This window comes from Streptomyces sp. NBC_00390 (assembly GCF_036057275.1).
Lineage (GTDB): Bacteria > Actinomycetota > Actinomycetes > Streptomycetales > Streptomycetaceae > Streptomyces.
In genome coordinates this window covers 6,391,423-6,408,737 of record NZ_CP107945.1, presented here as the reverse complement: position 1 = coordinate 6,408,737, position 17,315 = coordinate 6,391,423, and the positions used below count along the sequence as shown (strand labels likewise).

Annotated in this window: 15 protein-coding genes; 5 read left to right on the top strand and 10 right to left on the bottom strand. The window is 72.4% G+C overall.

The window, feature by feature from the left end; genetic code table 11:
- The first annotated feature begins 272 nt into the window (after positions 1 to 272).
- Together OHS70_RS28300 and OHS70_RS28295 are read left to right on the top strand one after the other, a co-directional pair.
- Positions 273 to 1,076 (top strand): class I SAM-dependent methyltransferase, encoded by an 804-nt coding sequence (locus OHS70_RS28300; protein WP_328401901.1) that lies wholly within the window; start codon positions 273 to 275, stop codon positions 1,074 to 1,076.
- A complete protein-coding gene (locus OHS70_RS28295) occupies positions 1,073 to 3,814 on the top strand; it encodes an ATP-dependent RNA helicase (protein WP_328401899.1) in 2,742 nt (913 codons plus the stop codon). Before OHS70_RS28300 ends, OHS70_RS28295 begins: the two co-directional genes overlap by 4 nt.
- Here OHS70_RS28295 and OHS70_RS28290 read toward each other — a convergent pair.
- The 3 genes from OHS70_RS28290 to OHS70_RS28280 form a co-directional block, all read right to left on the bottom strand.
- Positions 3,804 to 4,805: a DUF3068 domain-containing protein gene (locus OHS70_RS28290; RefSeq protein ID WP_328401897.1), complete on the bottom strand. Its 1,002-nt coding sequence runs from the start codon at positions 4,803 to 4,805 to the stop codon at positions 3,804 to 3,806. The genes OHS70_RS28295 and OHS70_RS28290 overlap by 11 nt on opposite strands.
- A gap of 11 nt (positions 4,806 to 4,816) precedes the next feature.
- The gene (locus OHS70_RS28285) at positions 4,817 to 4,954 is read right to left on the bottom strand and encodes an SPW_0924 family protein (protein WP_328401895.1); all 138 of its coding nucleotides are present in this window, start codon (positions 4,952 to 4,954) and stop codon (positions 4,817 to 4,819) included.
- A gap of 162 nt (positions 4,955 to 5,116) precedes the next feature.
- Positions 5,117 to 6,808: a lytic transglycosylase domain-containing protein gene (locus OHS70_RS28280; protein WP_328401893.1), complete on the bottom strand. Its 1,692-nt coding sequence runs from the start codon at positions 6,806 to 6,808 to the stop codon at positions 5,117 to 5,119.
- A gap of 196 nt (positions 6,809 to 7,004) precedes the next feature.
- Between OHS70_RS28280 and OHS70_RS28275 the strand changes: the two genes are divergently transcribed.
- Positions 7,005 to 7,823, top strand: a complete 819-nt coding sequence (locus tag OHS70_RS28275) for a DUF4184 family protein (protein WP_328401892.1) — start codon at positions 7,005 to 7,007, stop codon at positions 7,821 to 7,823.
- A gap of 87 nt (positions 7,824 to 7,910) precedes the next feature.
- Here the strand turns inward: OHS70_RS28275 and polA are convergent, their stop codons facing one another.
- On the bottom strand, positions 7,911 to 10,565 hold the full coding sequence (polA, locus tag OHS70_RS28270; RefSeq protein ID WP_328405956.1) for a DNA polymerase I: 2,655 nt from the start codon (positions 10,563 to 10,565) through the stop codon (positions 7,911 to 7,913).
- A 191-nt stretch (positions 10,566 to 10,756) separates the two neighbouring features.
- Here polA and OHS70_RS28265 point away from each other — a divergent pair, with 191 nt between their 5' ends.
- Entirely contained in the window at positions 10,757 to 13,036 is a 2,280-nt protein-coding gene (locus tag OHS70_RS28265) for an FdhF/YdeP family oxidoreductase (RefSeq protein ID WP_328401890.1), read from the top strand.
- Between the two features lie 97 nt (positions 13,037 to 13,133).
- Positions 13,134 to 13,592 carry a PaaI family thioesterase gene (locus OHS70_RS28260; RefSeq protein WP_328401888.1) on the top strand — a complete coding sequence of 153 codons (459 nt, stop codon included), beginning with the start codon at positions 13,134 to 13,136 and terminating at the stop codon, positions 13,590 to 13,592.
- 60 nt (positions 13,593 to 13,652) lie between these two features.
- Here the strand turns inward: OHS70_RS28260 and OHS70_RS28255 are convergent, their stop codons facing one another.
- From OHS70_RS28255 to OHS70_RS28230, 6 genes are all read right to left on the bottom strand, one after another.
- A complete protein-coding gene (locus OHS70_RS28255; RefSeq protein WP_328401886.1) occupies positions 13,653 to 15,506 on the bottom strand; it encodes an ABC transporter ATP-binding protein in 1,854 nt (617 codons plus the stop codon).
- Positions 15,503 to 16,012, bottom strand: coding sequence for a hypothetical protein (locus tag OHS70_RS28250; RefSeq protein WP_328401884.1), 510 nt, complete (start codon positions 16,010 to 16,012; stop codon positions 15,503 to 15,505). The genes OHS70_RS28255 and OHS70_RS28250 overlap by 4 nt, the downstream gene beginning before the upstream one ends.
- A 66-nt stretch (positions 16,013 to 16,078) precedes the next feature.
- Positions 16,079 to 16,609 carry a MauE/DoxX family redox-associated membrane protein gene (locus OHS70_RS28245; protein WP_328401882.1) on the bottom strand — a complete coding sequence of 177 codons (531 nt, stop codon included), beginning with the start codon at positions 16,607 to 16,609 and terminating at the stop codon, positions 16,079 to 16,081.
- Positions 16,610 to 16,705: 96 nt separating this feature from the next.
- Positions 16,706 to 16,897 (bottom strand): hypothetical protein, encoded by a 192-nt coding sequence (locus OHS70_RS28240; protein WP_328401880.1) that lies wholly within the window; start codon positions 16,895 to 16,897, stop codon positions 16,706 to 16,708.
- A 16-nt stretch (positions 16,898 to 16,913) separates the two neighbouring features.
- Entirely contained in the window at positions 16,914 to 17,102 is a 189-nt protein-coding gene (locus OHS70_RS28235; protein ID WP_328401878.1) for a hypothetical protein, read from the bottom strand.
- A 13-nt stretch (positions 17,103 to 17,115) separates the two neighbouring features.
- Positions 17,116 to 17,298, bottom strand: a complete 183-nt coding sequence (locus tag OHS70_RS28230; protein WP_328401876.1) for a hypothetical protein — start codon at positions 17,296 to 17,298, stop codon at positions 17,116 to 17,118.
- Positions 17,299 to 17,315 lie beyond the last annotated feature (17 nt).

The following is a 17,315-nucleotide window of genomic DNA, read 5'->3' as shown; positions in this document are numbered from 1 at the left end:
GGACAGCTTAGGAAGCGCCGATCCAGAACTCCTGGTGGCGCCTCGTGAACCGAGGGATACATACAGATGCGAGCGCGGCCTGCTCCGTCTGAGGCGCGCAGGCCCGCAGCGCAACTTGTAGCATACGGGGGCAGCCGGGCATGGTCAATGCGCGAAGCCGCACAGCGGGGGCAGAACCCCCCAAACCCGGCACAACTCATGTTTGCCGAGGCCACAAAGGCTGACTCCGGCCGCCATCGGCGTGCTGCACGCAAACTACAACGACGGTGACGATGAGCCAAGATTTCGAACCGGAAGCCACCCGCCGTATTGCCGGGGATCCGGAGAGCAGCCGGGCCAGCCGCGGCTGGTGGGACCGCAACGCCGACGAGTACCAGCTGGAGCACGGCGCGTTCCTGGGCGACGACCGGTTCGTCTGGGGACCCGAGGGCCTGGACGAGGCGGAGGCCGCGCTGCTGGGACCCGCCGGGTCGCTGAAGGGCCTGGACGTCCTGGAGATCGGCGCGGGCGCGGCGCAGTGCTCGCGCTGGCTCGCCGCGCAGGGCGCCCGCCCGGTGGCACTGGACCTGTCCCACCGCCAGCTCCAGCACGCGCTGCGGATCGGCGGGGACGTCCCGCTCGTGGAGGCGGACGCGGGGGCGCTGCCGTTCCGGGACGGCAGCTTCGACCTGGCGTGCTCGGCATACGGCGCGGTGCCGTTCGTCGCCGACCCGGTGACGGTGTTCCGGGAGGTCAGACGAGTGCTGCGGCCTGGCGGGCGCTGGGTCTTCTCGGTCACGCACCCCATCCGCTGGGCGTTTCCCGACGAGCCGGGGCCGGAGGGGCTGTCGGTCGCCGCCTCGTACTTCGACCGCACCCCGTACGTCGAGCAGGACGAGGCGGGCCGCGCGGTGTACGTCGAGCACCACAGGACCCTGGGCGACCGGGTGCGGGACGTGGTGGCGGGCGGCTTCCGGCTGCTCGATCTGGTCGAGCCGGAGTGGCCCGCGTGGAACAGCCAGGAGTGGGGCGGCTGGTCCCCGCTGCGGGGCAGCCTCATCCCGGGGACGGCCATCTTCGTCTGCGAACGCGCGTGATCCGTCCCGAGGGGCTCGGGCTTCCCGTCCGCAGCGCGCTGCCCGCCCTTGAGGCGGCTCTCGAGGGGCACGGCGCCGCAGTGCTGTGCGCGCCGCCTGGCACCGGCAAGACGACGCTCGTACCGCTCGCGCTCGCGGAGCGCGGCGCCCGGGTCGTGGTCGCCGAGCCACGGCGCATCGCCGCGCGGGCCGCGGCGCGGCGGATGGCATGGCTGCTCGGGGAGCGGGTGGGCGGCCGGGTCGGGTTCACGGTGCGCGGGGAGCGTGCGGTGGGGCGGCAGACGGTCGTGGAGGTCGTGACCACCGGTGTGCTGCTGCAGCGGCTGCAGCGCGACCAGGAGCTGCCCGGCGTCGACGCGGTGATGCTCGACGAGTGTCATGAGCGGCATCTGGACGCGGACACGGTGGCCGCGTTCCTGCTGGACGTACGGGCCGCGCTGCGCCCGGAGCTGAAGCTGGTGGCCGCCTCGGCTACCACGGACGCGGCCGGGTGGTCCCGGCTGCTCGGTGACGCGCCGGTGGTGGCGGCCGAGGGTGTCGCCCATCCGGTGGAGGTGGTGTGGGCTCCCCCGGCGCGTCCGGTACGGCCGCCGCACGGGATGCGCGTCGATCCGGCGCTGCTGGCCCATGTCGCCTCGGTGGTGCGACGGGCGCTGGCCTCTCATACCGGTGACGTGCTGTGCTTTCTGCCCGGTGTCGGGGAGATCGCGCGGGTCGCCGGACTGCTGGCGGGTGTGGACGCCGAGGTGCTCCAGGTGCACGGGCGGGCCCCCGCGGCCGTGCAGGACGCGGTGCTCGCGGGCGGAACGGCCCGCCGGGTGGTGCTCGCGACCTCGGTCGCGGAGTCGTCGCTGACCGTGCCGGGCGTGCGGATCGTGGTCGACTCGGGTCTCGCGCGAGAGCCGCGCACGGACCATGCGCGCGGGCTGAGCGCGCTGACGACGGTCCGGGCCTCGCAGGCGGCGGCACGGCAGCGGGCGGGCCGGGCGGGCCGCGAGGCACCGGGGGCCGTGTACCGCTGCTGGTCCGAGGCGGAGGACGCCCGGCTGCCGAGGTTCCCCTCCCCCGAGATCAAGGTCGCGGACCTGGCGGCATTCGCCCTCCAGGCGGCGTGCTGGGGCGATCCGGCGGCCACCGGTCTCGCGCTGCTGGATCCGCCGCCGGCCGGAGCGCTGGCGGCCGCGCACTCCGTACTGACCGCGATCGGTGCGGTGGACGGCACCGGCCGGGCAACCGGGCGCGGCGTACGGATGTCCCGGCTCGGCGTGCACCCCCGGCTGGCCCGCGCCCTGCTCGACGGCTCCGACGAGGTGGGTGCGCGCCGGGCGGCCGAGGTGGTCGCGCTGCTGAGCGAGGAGCCGCCGCGGGAGTACGGCGACGACCTGGCCGCGGCCTGGCGCACGGCCCGCCGCGGGACGGACGCGTACGGTGCGCGCTGGCGCTCGGAGGTGCGGCGGCTGGAGTCGTCGCTGACGGGGGTGGCCGTCGGTGCCGCCGCCCCTCCCGGCGCGGACGAGCGGACTGCGGCGCATGGCCCCGCGGCGGCCGCCGAACCCACCGCGGCACCCCCGCTGGCCGGGGACGGCTCCGGGCCCGTGGCCGGTACCGCCCGGCACGCCACCGAGGACCGCAGGGACACGGCCGACGCCCGGCCGGCGGGAGGGGGCCCGGCCGATACGGACGGGCGCACTGCCCCGGGCAGCCACGCCTTCCGCGCGGGCGGCAGAGCGGTCGGGCAGGCAGCCGGCGGCGGGTGGCATGCCGCGGACGACATCGTCGCCGGGTTCGTCACGGCGCTCGCGTTCCCTGAGCGGGTGGCCCGGCAGCGGGGCGAGGGCGCGTATCTGATGGCGTCGGGAACCGGGGGCGAGCTGGGTGACGGATCACGGCTCGGCAGCGCTGAATGGCTGGCGGTCGCCGTGGCGGACCGGGCCGCGACCGCCGCGTCCGCGCGGGTGCGGCTCGCCGCCGTGATCGACCGCGACACCGCCTGCCGCGCCGCCTCCCATCTGCTCGGCAGGGGCGAGGAGGTCCACTGGGAGGACGGCGATGTCGTCGCCCGGGACGTGGAGCGGCTGGGCGCGGTGGAACTGTCCGTACGGCGGCTGAAGGAGCCCGGCCCCGCGCTCGTGCGCGAGGCCCTGCTGGAAGGACTCCGGCGCGAGGGCCTCGAGCTGCTGCGCTGGACGCGCGAGGCACAGGGGCTGCGCGAGCGGCTCGCATTCGTGCACGGCGTGCTGGGCGATCCCTGGCCCGATGTCTCGGACGGCGCCCTGCTGGACCGGGCCGGCGAGTGGCTCGAACCGGAGCTGTCCCGCGCCCGCCGGCGGGCGGACCTGGCCCGGATCCAGGCCGGCCAGGCGCTGCAGCGTCTGCTGCCGTGGGCGACGGGTGACGCGGCCCGGCTCGATGAACTCGCACCGGAGCGCATCGAGGTGCCGAGCGGCTCACGGATCCGGGTGGAGTACGGCGGCGGGCAGCCGGTGCTGGCGGTGAAGCTGCAGGAACTGTTCGGGCTGAGTCGGACACCGGAGGTCGCGGGTGTGCCCGTGCTGGTGCATCTGCTCTCCCCGGCGGGCCGCCCCGCGGCCGTCACCGCGGACCTGGCGTCGTTCTGGCGGGAGGGGTACCGGGCCGTGCGCGCGGAGCTGCGCGGCCGCTATCCCAAGCACCCGTGGCCCGAGGACCCCTCGACAGCGCAGCCGACCCGGCACACCACGGCGCGGCTCAACCGCTGACTGCCGGTTCGGGAGTCCGGGCGCCGGCCGCGGGGGCGGGGTCGTCCGGGCGGCGCGAGCGGGCCTCCAGCCACAGGGAGAGCGCAAGCAGTGAGCAGCCGAGTGCGACAAGACCCCACGGGAGGTGCGACGTCATCAGCAGCACCAGCTGCCGCTGGGAGCTGACGAGGGCGACGGTGTGGTCGAGGTAGTCCTCGCGCATCTTCACGTGCCCGGCGAACGCGGTGACCTTGTCCCGGCCGCCGAGCAGGGTGCCGCCGCGCAGCTCCTCCTTGTGGATCTCCTCGCCGTTCACGGGCGCTCCGGTGACCGGTTCGACCCAGAACATGCGCTTGGTGGTGTACCAGCGGGTGGTGCCGGTCTGTTTTTCCAGTGTGGTCGCGTCGACGCCGGGGATCGGCATCTTCTTCGGGTACGGCACCTTGGTCCACGCGATGGTCTGCTCGAAGTAGTAGACGTCCAGGCCGCGGAAGGTGCGGGTGCCCTTGTAGTGGATGGGGGCGGACGTACGGGTCTGGGCGTCGAAGTACTCGTAGTCCCGCTTCTCGGTGAGGAACGGCCACTTGAACTCGATGCCCTCGCGCCGCACCGCGTCGCCGTCGACGGCTTCGCCGGTGGCGTGCACGGGTGCCTGGCTGTGCGCGTCGAAGATGTAGCGCTCGGGGATCTGGGAGACCATCCTGCCGTCGGGTCCCTGTACATAGGAGAGGCCGTCCCAGACGACGACATCGCGGCCGGCGCTGCGTTCGATCTTCCGGGACTCCTCCACGTTGCCCTTGAGGGTCTGCACGATGGTGACCTTCTCGACCTCCTTCGCCTGGAGGGTGCCGTAGTCGAGGAGAGTCGCGGGCTTCGCCTCGAGCACCATCTCCTGGTACTGACCGGGCGGGATCTTGGCGAGCCGGGGGAAGGCGTACCAGCGCAGCAGGGGCCCGAGGGCGGCGCAGAAGACGGCGAGAGCGACGAGGACGAGGCTGGCTCGACGGCGCATGGCGGTGGCCCCTACTTCTTCGGACCGGGGACGGTGGTCAGCAGTGGCTTCGGCGAGGTTCCGCCCTCGGGAGCGCCGAGGCCGGTGACGGCGAGAACCAGCGCCAGGGCGGCGGCCAGCCCGATGGCAGCGGCGACGAGGGCGCGCATGCTCGGCCTCCCGGTGTGCTCGGATCTGATGCGGCGTCAGGTCTGAGGCACCGTAGCAACGCGGTCGTGAGATGAGAACAGGCAGCGCAGAACGCAGTGCACCGCCCCCGCGCCGGGTGGGGCGGGGGCGGTGCGGTGGCTCGGTGCGCGTCGGTCAGGCGGTCACGGTGCGGGGGGCGGTGTGGTCGGCGTGGGGGCCGGCGTCGGCTCGGCCGGGGCCGTCACCTTCAGCTCGATGTCGACGAACGCGCCCCCGGCGGTGGTGAGCCGGAGCAGGAAGGTGCCCTCGGTGCCGTCGGCGAAGATCTTCGGGAGCTTGAGGAGCCCGTCCGCGTCGGTCCGAAGCTCCGTCAGGGCACGGACCGGCTTGCCGTCGGCGTCCTTGAAGTACGGGCCCTTGTCGCCCGGGGCCGGGTCCTCCACCGAGGTGATCATGGTGGCGGTGACCGCGACGCCGGAGGCGACAGCGCCCTCGTAGGTGGCCTTGACCTCGACCTCACCGGCGAACTCGGCGCCGGGGGCCGCCGTCAGCGCCTCACTGCCGGTCCGTTCGACCTTGTCGGCCTCGCGCTGGGTGACGGTTGCACGGAAGGTGACGGCGGGCAGCGTGCGGCCCTCCACCACGGCGCGCACGGCGAAGGGGCCGGTCTTCTCCCCCGCGACCAGTGCGGGGGCGGCGACCGTGCCGTCGAGCCCCGTGATCAGCGCGATGTATGTCTTGCCGCCGGGGAACCGCGTGTCGGTGTTGCCGATGATCTCGAAACGGACGGGCTGCCTCGGAAGGCCGGCACCCGCGGCGTTCTCCACCCGGACCGTGGCGCGCTCGGTGAACTCGCGGCCGGCCATCGCGGTGAGCGTGCCGGTGCCCGCGTCCTCGATACGCGCGGGGCCTGCCGCGGCCGGAGGTTTCGTCGGCTTGGTGGTGCCGTTTCCGGGCTTCTCCGGCTTCGGGGGCGTCGGCTTCGAGCTCGGCGGGGTGCCGGGCCGGGTGCGCGGCGGTGCGGGCTTCGGGTCCGGCAGCGGGCCGGCGCTGTCGGGTCCGTCGCCCGGCGGTAGCACACCCGTGCGGTCCGGGACCTCGTGCGTGCCCCGCTTGTAGTACTCGAACCAGGACAGAACCGTCCGCAGGTACTCCCGCGAGTGGTTGTAGCCGAGGATCGCCTTTTCCAGGTCTTCCCTGACACCCAGGTCCCGGCCGCCGTGGCACAGGTAACGGCCGGCGGCGAGCGCCGCGTCGTAGATGTTGTTGGGGTCCTTGCGGCTGTCGCCGTTGGCGTCCTGGCCCCAGGTCGCCCAGGTGGACGGGATGAACTGCATCGGTCCGACGGCACGGTCGTGGACGCTGTCGCCGTCGTAGGCGCCGTTGTCCGTGTCCGAGATGTTGGCGAAGCCGACGCCGTTGAGCACCGGGCCGAGGATCGGCGAGTCGGTGGTGCCGTTGGCGTCGACCCTGCCGCCACGAGCCTGGCCGGACTCCACCTTGCCGATGGCCGCGAGCAGTTGCCAGGGAAGCCGACAGGAGGGGTCGGACGCCGCGATGGTCTGCTCGGCCTGCTTGTAGGCGGCGAGAACGGTGGCGGGGATGCCCGACTCCGTCGGGCCGTTCGCCTGCCGGCCGGCCGAAGAGTCCGGCTTGTCGGGAACGTTCAGCGGCGGGAGGTCCGTGTAGTACGGGGAGTTGCCGGTGACCGGGGTACCGGGCGGCGGGTTCGCCTCGGCCATCTCCAGGCTCTCGCCCGACGGGGCGTGCGTGACGCCGGGCGCCTGCGAGGCGGAGAGCGCCGCGACCGCGGCCGCGGCCACTGCGGTCGTCGTGGCCCCCTTGCGCAGTCGGCGGCCGAAATGCGCTGCCATACGTATGTTCCCTCCCCAGCGGCTCCGCGCTCCCCAGCGCGCATACCCAGCCGACCCTAGTGCAACGCCGGGCCCCGGAACACCGGCTCCTGACCGCCGTTCACCAGTTCGCCACGTCACGGTCCCCGGATCGCGGGCCCGGCGCGTCACGCATACTGGGCAGTGTTGATCAACAGCAGTCACAGGGGGCCGGGCCATGCCGTTCACACTCAGCCATGCCGCCGCCGTGCTGCCGGGTGTCCGGCGCACCGGCACGGGACGCGGTCCGCTGATCGCCTCGGCCCTCGTCATGGGCTCCTTCGCCCCGGACATGACGTACTTCGCCGCGAGCCTGCTGCCGGGTGCGATGACGTTCGGGACCGTGACGCATGGGCCGCTGGGTGTGGTGACCGTCGATGCCGCCATCACCGCGGCGCTCGTGGGGCTGTGGCTGATGGTCCGTGAACCGCTGGTGGCGCTTCTGCCGTACGGGTGGCAGGGGCGGGTGCACACGTTCGTGCGGGGGCGTTCGTGGCGGGGCCGCCCGCCGATAACCACGGCGCTCTGGTTCTACGTCGCGGCGGTGATCGGGGCGACGACACATGTCGTGTGGGACGCGTTCACCCATTTCGACCGGTGGGGCATGCGGGTCGCGCCGGTACTCGGTGAGGTCGTCGGGGGATTCCCCCTCTACACGTACACGCAGTACGGGAGTTCGGCGCTGGCCCTGATCGTCCTGGTCTGGTTCACGGCCTCGGCCCTGCGGCGCCTGCCGGCCACCGTGCCGCCCCTGAGCGTCCCTGTGCTCGGGCCCGGCGAACGCCGGGCCGCCGGGGTGCTGCTGGCGGTGTGCGTGCTGGCGGGGACGGTCCACAGGTGCGTGCGCTGGTACGTGTACCGGGGTGGCATCGACACGCCTTTGGACATCATCCCGACGGCCTGCTTCGGCGCGGGTGCGGGACTGGCGGTGGGGATCGTCCTGTACGGCGCCGCGGTACGGCTCCGGGAGCGGGACACGGCCGGCGCGAGCCGCTGAGGGCAGTGCGGCCGGGGCGGGCTGCTCGGCACGCCCGGCCCCCGGGAGATGCCGCACACCCCCGGGAGCCTGAACGCCGCCGTCGACTCAGTGCGCTGCCGACTCCCAGTCCGGGCCCACGCCCACCGAGACGTCCAGCGGGGCGCGCAGGGACGCGGCCGAGGCCATTTCCCGGCGGACCAGTGCCTCGACCTGCTCGCGTTCGCCCGGGGCGACCTCGAGCACGATTTCGTCGTGGACCTGGAGCAGCAGCCGGGACGAGAGCTTCGACTGAGCCAGTGCCTGGTCGACCTTGAGCATCGCGACCTTGACGATGTCCGCCGCCGTGCCCTGGATCGGCGCATTGAGCGCCATCCGCTCGGCCGCCTCGCGGCGCTGCCGGTTGTCGCTGTTGAGGTCCGGGAGATAGCGGCGGCGGCCGAGCATCGTGGCCGTGTAGCCGGTGGCCCGTGCCTCGTCGACGACGCGGCGCAGATAGTCGCGCACCCCGCCGAACCGCTCGAAGTAGGTGTCCATCAGCACCCGGGCCTCGGCCGGCTCGATGCTCAGCTGCTGCGAGAGCCCGAACGCCGAGAGGCCGTAGGCCAGTCCGTACGACATCGCCTTGATCTTGCGGCGCATCTCCGCGTCGACCGCCGGGCGCTCCACGCCGAAGACCTGGGAGGCGACGGTGGTGTGCAGATCCTCACCGGAGGTGAAGGCCTCGATCAGGCCTTCGTCCTCGGACAGATGGGCCATCACCCGCAGCTCGATCTGGCTGTAGTCCGCGGTCATCAGTGACTCGAAGCCCTCGCCGACGACGAAACCGCGGCGGATCGCGCGCCCCTCGTCCGTGCGCACCGGCACGTTCTGCAGGTTGGGGTCGGTGGAGGACAGCCGGCCGGTGGCCGCGACCGTCTGGCTGAAGGTGGTGTGGATGCGGCCGTCGGCGGCGATCGTCTTGATCAGGCCCTCGACCGTGGAGCGCAGGCGGGCCTGCTCGCGGTGGCGCAGCATGATGACCGGCAGCTCGTGCTCGGTCTGGGAGGCGAGCCAGGCGAGGGCGTCCGCGTCCGTGGTGTAACCCGTCTTGGTCTTCTTCGTCTTGGGAAGGTTCAGCTCGCCGAAGAAGACTTCCTGCAGTTGCTTGGGCGAGCCGAGGTTGAACTCGTGGCCCACCGTGGCGTGCGCCTCCTTGACCGCCTGCTGCACGGCGCCGGCGAACTGCTGCTCCATCGCCTCCAGATGCGCGTGGTCGGCGGCGATTCCGTGCCGCTCCATACGCGCCAGCAGCACGGAGACCGGCAGCTCCACGTCATGCAGCAGCCCACCCGCTCCGACCTCCGTCAGCTTCTCGCCGAAGGTCTCACCCAGATCGAGGACCGCCCTGGCCTGCGCCATCAGCGCATCGGCCTCGGCCTGCTCGTCGGTGCCGAAGGCAAGCTGCCCGTCGGCGGCGGGCGGGGCCAGCTCACGGTGCAGATATTCGACGGAGAGGGTGTCGAGCGCGAAGGACCGGCGGCCCGGCTTGACCAGATAGGCGGCGAGCGCGGTGTCCATGGTGACACCGGCGATGTCCCAGCCGTGCTCGGGGAAGACCCGCAGCGCCTCCTTGACGCTGTGCATGACCTTCGGCCGGGCCGGGTCGGCGAGCCACGCGGCGAAGGCCCGGTCGTCGGCCTCGTCCAGCCTGGTCGTGTCGAACCAGGCGGCGGCCCCGTCGGCCCCGGCGAGCGCGATCTCGCTGACGCTGCCGACGCCCAGCGCCCAGCTCGCGACGGTGGCCACGCCGAGCGGCTGCCCGCCGTGCCGCTCCAGCCAGCCTGCGAACTCGCCGGCGCCGAGCACGGTGCCGTCCAGCTCGACCCCGGCGTCCGGGACGGGGGCCTCGTCCTCCTCCGCGCCCGGGTCCACGGCGAGCAGCCGCTCGCGCAGGCTCGGGTTGCGGATCTCCAGAACCTCCAGGAAGCCCTTCAGCGCCGATCGGTCGTACGGCGCGCGCTCCAGGTCCGCGACCGCCCTGGGCAGTTCCACGTCCCGCACCAGCTCGGTGAGGTGACGGTTGAGCTTGACGGACTCCAGGTGGTCGCGCAGCGCCTGGCCCACCTTGCCCTTGACCTCGTCGGCGCGCTCGACCAGCTCGGCGAACGAGCCGAACTGGTTGATCCACTTCGTGGCCGTCTTCTCCCCCACCCCGGGGATGCCGGGCAGATTGTCGGACGGGTCGCCGCGCAGGGCGGCGAAGTCCGGGTACTGCTGCGGGGTCAGTCCGTACTTCTCCTCGACCTTCTCCGGCGTGAAGCGGGTCAGCTCCGAGACGCCCTTGGTCGGGTACAGCACGGTGGTGTGCTCGCTGACCAGCTGGAAGGAGTCCCGGTCGCCGGTGACGATCAGCACCTCGAAGCCGGCCGCCTCGGCCTGGGTGGCGAGGGTGGCGATGATGTCGTCGGCCTCGAAGCCCTCCACCGCGAACCGCACCGCGTTCATCGTGTCAAGGAGCTCGCCGATCAGCTCGACCTGCCCCTTGAACTCGTCCGGGGTCTTGGAGCGGTTCGCCTTGTACTCGGGGAAGTCCTGCGAGCGCCAGGTCTTGCGGGACACGTCGAAGGCGACCGCGAAATGCGTGGGCGACTCGTCGCGCAGCGTGTTCGCCAGCATGGACGCGAAGCCGTAGATCGCGTTCGTCGGCTGGCCGCTCGCGGTCGTGAAATTCTCCGCGGGCAGCGCGAAGAACGCCCGGTACGCCAGGGAGTGCCCGTCCATGAGGAGCAGGCGCGGTCGGTTGTCTGCGGTCTTCTTCGATGCTGTCTCGGCCACGACCCCGATCCTGCCACGTACCACTGACAATCCCGACCGGTCCGCCCCACGGCCCGACGGCCCGGGCGCGGGCGCACCGGCGGTGCGTGACAGGATCTGGGGCGTACAGCAGCAGACGACGCTCAAGGGAGAGCGCGATGGCCAGCAAGCCGCCCGCAGGGGATCCGGTCCAGGACGCACCGCAGGTCGCGGCCCCGCAGCACGCGGCGGCGGGCCTGCCTGCCATCGGGCACACGCTGCGCATCGCACAGCAGCAGATGGGTGTGCGCCGCACCGCGCAGACCCTGCTCCGGGTCAACCAGAAGAACGGCTTCGACTGCCCCGGGTGTGCCTGGCCGGAGGGCGACAAGCGCCATGCCGCGGAGTTCTGCGAGAACGGCGCGAAGGCGGTGGCCGAGGAGGCCACCCTGCGCCGGGTCACCCCGGAATTCTTCGCCGCGCACACCGTCGCCGACCTCGCCTCGCGCAGCGGCTACTGGCTGGGCCAGCAGGGCCGGATCACTGAGCCCGTGTATCTGCCCGAGGGCGGCGAGCGGTACGAGGCGGTCACCTGGGAGCGGGCGTTCGCGATCCTCGCCGAGGAGCTCGGCGCGCTGGGCTCCCCCGACGAGGCGCTGTTCTACACCTCGGGCCGCACCAGCAACGAGGCGGCGTTCCTGTTCCAGCTGTTCGCCCGCGAGTTCGGCACCAACAACCTGCCCGACTGCTCCAACATGTGCCACGAGTCCTCCGGCTCGGCGCTGAACGAGACGATCGGCATCGGCAAGGGCAGCGTCTCGCTGGAGGACCTGCACCAGGCCGACCTGATCATCGTGGCCGGGCAGAACCCGGGTACGAACCATCCCCGGATGCTGTCCGCGCTGGAGCAGGCCAAGTCGTCCGGCGCGAAGATCATCTCGGTGAATCCGCTGCCCGAGGCCGGCATGGAACGGTTCAAGAACCCGCAGACCCCGCGCGGCATGTTCAAGGGCGTCGCGCTGAACGACCTGTTCCTGCAGATCCGCATCGGCGGCGACCAGGCGCTGTTCCGGCTCCTCAACAAGCTGATCATCGGTACCCCGGGTGCGTTGGACGAGGAGTTCGTGCGCGAACACACCCACGGATACGAGGAGTTCACCGCCGCGGCCCGCGCCGCGGACTGGGACGAGACCCTCGCGGCGACCGGCCTCGGGCGCGCCGAGATCGAGCAGGCGCTGGCGATGGTGCTCGCCTCGAAGCGCACCATCGTGTGCTGGGCGATGGGGCTGACCCAGCACAAGCACGCGGTGCCCACCATCCGCGAGGTGGTCAACTTCCTGCTGCTGCGCGGCAACATCGGCCGCCCGGGCGCGGGCGTCTGCCCCGTGCGCGGCCACTCGAACGTGCAGGGTGACCGCACCATGGGCATCTTCGAGCGCCCCGCCCCGGCGTTCCTGGACGCGCTGGAGAGGGAGTTCGGCTTCGCCCCGCCGCGCCGTCACGGCCTCGACGTCGTCAGGTCCATCGAGGCGCTGCGCGACGGCCGGGCGAAGGTCTTCTTCGCCATGGGCGGCAATTTCGTCGGCGCCGGCCCGGACACCGAGGTCACCGAGGCGGCGATGCGCCGGGCCCGGCTGACCGTCCATGTCTCCACGAAGCTGAACCGCTCGCACGCCGTCACCGGCCGGCGCGCGCTGATCCTGCCGACGCTGGGCCGCACCGACAAGGACGTGCAGGCGAGCGGACGGCAGGTGGTGACCGTCGAGGACTCGATGGGCATGGTGCACGCCTCCCGCGGCAACCTCACCCCCGCAAGCCCGCATCTGCTGTCCGAGCCGGCGATCGTGGCCCGGCTGGCGCGCGCCGTGCTCGGCCCCGCGTCGCGCACGCCGTGGGAGGACTTCGAGAAGGACTACGCCACGATCCGCGACCGGATAGCCCGGGTGATCCCCGGCTTCGAGGACTTCAACGCGAAGATCGCCCGGCCGGGCGGCTTCACGCTGCCGCACGCGCCGCGCGACGAGCGGCGCTTCCCGACGGCCACCGGAAAGGCCAACTTCACGGCGGCCCCCGTGGAGTTCCCCAAGGTCCCGGCGGGCCGGCTGCTGCTGCAGACGATGCGCTCGCACGACCAGTACAACACCACGATCTACGGCCTCGACGACCGATACCGTGGCATCAAGGGCGGCCGCCGCGTGGTGCTGGTGAACCCGGACGACGCCCGCGAGCTGGATCTCGCGGACGGCTCGTACACCGACCTGGTCAGCGAGTGGAAGGACGGTGTGGAGCGCCGCGCACCCGGCTTCCGGGTGGTCCACTACCCCACCGCGCGGGGCTGCGCTGCGGCGTACTACCCGGAGACCAATGTGCTCGTTCCGCTGGAGTCCACCGCCGACACCAGCAACACCCCGGCGAGCAAGTCGGTGATCGTACGGTTCGAGCGCACGGCGGGTGCCTGACCGCCCGGGAACAGACCCTCCCGTCTAAGCGTTCGCTCAGGCATCTGATAAGACGGTGCCCACAGCACACACCCGCAGGAGATCGGAGCACGGCCCCATGGGCGAGCAGACCACCGTGAAGTTCCCGCAAGCGGTCATCGACGAGTACGCGGAGCTCGGCATCGACCTGCCCGCACTCTTCTCCGCGGGGACGCTCGGCACGCGCATGGGCGTGCAGATCCTGGAAGCCTCCGCCGACCGCGTCGTCGGCACGATGCCGGTGGAGGGCAACACCCAGCCGTACGGGCTGCTGCACGGCGGGGCCTCCGCGGTGCTCGCCGAGACGCTCGGCTCCGTCGGCTCGATGCTGCACGGCGGAATCACCAAGATCGCCGTCGGTGTCGACCTGAACTGCACCCACCACCGGGGAGTGCGCTCCGGCCAGGTCACCGGCGTCGCCACCCCGGTGCACCGCGGCCGGTCCACCGCCACCTACGAGATCGTGATCACCGACGAGCAGGACAAGCGGGTCTGCACGGCGCGGCTGACCTGCCTGCTGCGCGACGCCCAGGGCTAGGCTGCCGGGGCCCGGCCCCGCAGCCCGCAGGTGGGCCCGGGACGGCTCCCGGGCCCGCTCTCAGCCCGCCGCGGGCTGCGGCAGATACCCCTCGGCCTGCACCGAGAACAGCCGCTCGTACACGCCGCCGGCCGCCATCAGCTCGGCGTGCGTGCCCTGTTCGGTGATCCGGCCCCCGTCGAGCACCACGATCACATCGGCCTCCCGCACGGCACTGAGCCGGTGCGAGACCAGCAGGCTCGTCCGCCCGGCGCGGTGCGCCCGCAGCCTCGCATGCACCTCGTACTCGGCCCGCGCGTCCAGACCCGCGCTGGGCTCGTCGAGGATCAGCAGGTCCCTGCCCTGCCGCAGCAGCGCCCTGGCCAGCGCGAGGCGCTGCCACTGCCCTCCCGAGAGCGCCGTACCGGCCTCCGGGTCCTCGTCCTCGCCCTCCCCGTCGGCGAAGAAGATCCGGCTGAGCAGGGTGTCGTAGCCGCGTGGCAGGGCCGTGACCAGCTCGTGCGCACCGGCCAGTTCGGCCGCCTGCCGGACCCGGTCGTGGTCCCCCAGCAGCTCCAGCGCACCGACGCCGATGTTCTCCCGCGCCGTGAGGTCGTAGTTCATGAAGTCCTGGAAGAGCACGCCCATCCGGCGCCGCAGCTCGTCCGGGGCGATGTCCCGCAGATCCGTACCGTCCCAGTGGACCGAACCGCGCACGGGGTCGTAGAACCGGCACAGCAGTTTGATCAGGGTGCTCTTGCCCGCCCCGTTGAGGCCGACCAGCGCGAGCGACCGCCCGGACGGGATGAACAGGTTCACCCCCCGCAGCACCCACGGATGCCCGTCGTCGTAGCGGAACCACACGTCACGCAGCTCCACACCGCGCCGCAGCGCCGGCAGCTCGCGCACCTGGGCGGGGCCGGGTCCGCGCGGCGGGGCGAGATCGTCGGGGAGGGAGGTGATCTCCGTGTGGTACGAGAACATCAGCAGCGCCTCGTGCGCCTGCGCAATGCCTGCCACCAGGGCGACCAGGGCGCCCTGCACCCCGGCGACGGCCGCGACGAACGCCATCACGTCACCGGCGGTCAGCCGCCCCGCCACAGCCGCGCCGACGGCCCACACCAGCCCGCCGCCGGCCACCACGGCGGACAGAGCGGACAGAGCGCTCTGCGTGGCCGCGTCCTTGCGGTCCAGGCGGCGTTCGGCGGACTGGATGCGGGCGAGCTCGCCGAGCATCCGTTCCTTGAGGAAGGTACCGAGCCCGAACAGCCGCACCTCCTTCGCCGCCCGCTCCTCGGTCAGCAGCGCGGAGTAGAAGAGCTCCTTGCGCATCGCCGTCGAGGTCGCGGCCAACATCCCCACGCGCCGGCGCGACAGCCACAGCTGACCGGCCAGGACGGGCACCGCCGCGACCAGCACAAGCACCGCCATGACCGGGCTGAGGACGAACAGCGTGGCGAGCAGGCCGGCCAGGGCGACGGCGTGACGACCGGTCTCGGTCATGCCGCCGGTCACCGGCAGCAGGGAACCGCCGGACGCCTGGGCCGCCATCCGGAGCCGGTCGAGATGATACGGATCCTCGAACCGTGACAGGCCCTGGAAGCCGTTGACCGCGGTGTGCAGCCGGTCCTGCAGGAACCGGTCCATCCTGCGGCCCAGTTCACCGCGCAGGTACTCGGCCAGATGCGGCAGGAACCCGACCAGCAGCCCGAGCCCCGCGAGCCCCGCCGCATACCACAGAGTGCGCTCACCCCCGCCGGCCGTGAGGTCGTCGATCAGGAGCTTGGTCAGCCAGGCAGTCGCCGGCGGAACGAGCCCGCCCACCACCGCGACCGGCAGATGCCCTGCCCACACCCATGGGGCGGCCGCCCAGCAGTAGCCCCATGCGGTACGCAGATGGCTCCCGGTGCGCCCTGCCCGGGGCCCGCCCGTCACAGCGCGGGCGCCACGGCGGGCAGCTCCGCAACGGCGATGCCCGCCCGGACGATCAGCCCTTCGCCGTCCACCTGAAGGAACGTCGGGAACGCCTTGATGTCGACGGCCTTCATCAGCCTCTCGCCCTCCGCACCGGTGACCACCGTCTGCACGCCCTCCAGCAGCCCGGCCAGCTCGTCCGCGGGGGTACCGACCACGATCGCCGAGGCACCTGTTGCCGCCGCCGATGCGACGAACTCGGGCGCCTGTTCGTGGCAGGCCTCGCAGCCGACGGAGAAGAAGCCGACCGTGCGCGGCGATCCGCCGGTGTGCTCGGCGAGTTCGGGGACCCGCCGTCCGACGAGCTCGGCCACCGGGTCCAAGGCGCCCATCGGGCCGGCGGCCTTTGCCAGTTGCTCGAAGCGGCTCTCGTGCTCGCGCAGCCGGCGCAGCACGGCGAGGACGAGGACGAGCTGGAAGACACAGAGCGCGGTGAGGAGCACCAGCGCGACAACGAGAAAGGCCATCAGATACTCCAGTCAGCGGGCCGGCCGGAGGCGCCGGCCGGGTCGGTCCACCGGACAGCCCGGCGGTCAGCGAGCAATCGGCGCAAGCGCCAGCAGGTCGTCCATGCGCACCACCATCAGGGCCCCGACCGCCGCCGTGACGCCCGCGATCGCCAGCCCGCCCGGATGCACCGACCCGGGCGCGGACGTCACGGCCATGGCTGCGAGACCCACCGCCGCGACGGCGGCGAGCAGCGCGTTGCGGATCACATGCGGTATGCCGAGCGGCATGCTGGTGGCGCCGAAGCACCGGCACGGCACCTGCCGCCCGCCCCGCCGCGCGGCCAGGATCCCGGCGACGAACGCGCCGAGCAGGACCATCGCCAGGGCGAGCCCCGCGCCCGCCGTCGCGGGAACGGCCAGCAGCACGGCCGTGACCGCCTCGGCCACGACCGTAGCCACGGCCACGGGGGCGGACAGCCGGCGGGGGAAGAGCCGCAGCGCGGTCAGCGACGAGACGAACGCGTCGAAGGACCCGCGGCGCCAGGACTTCCCGGCAGCCGCGGCGGCAAAGACGAGGACCAGCAGGAGACGGGCCGCAAGCCCGATGTAGTACACGCTTCAGCTCCTTGGTGTCCGGCCCCGGAGAGGTGCCGGCCCGCCGGCGGGGGAGCTGCGGCGGACCGGCGGTTCATGCGTCGGATAAGCACGACGTCAGTTGCAGTACGTCCAGAACTGACAGGGCGTGCACCCCGTCGTACCACCGACGATGTGGCACAGCTTCCGGTAGGCCCGGTTGTGCGTGCAGTAGCAGAACTTGTAGAAGCTCGTGTCCGCCTGGGCGGTGGCGCTCGGAACCAGACGCTCCAGCGCCCGGTCGCCCATCTTCCGCAGCATTCCCGTCATCGGCCCTCTCCCTGTCTCAGCACTCGCCGGAGCGGTAGCAGGCCCCGCAGCTGCTCGTGCCACCGACGACGTGGCACAGCCGGCGGTAGTAGAACGGCCCGCTGCAGTAGCAGAACTTGTAGAAGCTCGTGTCGGCCTGGGCGGTGGTGCTGGGCACCAGACGCTCCAGCGCCCGGTCGCCCATCTTCCGCAGAATTCCCGTCATCGTTCCTCTCCTCCTAGCACTCACCGATGCGACGGCAGCCACCGCAGGCTCCGCCGTTGTACGGACACAGCCGCTCGTAGGAGAACGGCCCGCTGCAGTAGCAGAACCTGTAGTAGCCGACCTCCGCCCGGGCGGTGGTGCTGGGCACCAGACGCTCCAGAGCCCGGTCCCCGAGCTTCGTGAGAATTCCGTTCACGCACTCCCCTTCCGTTT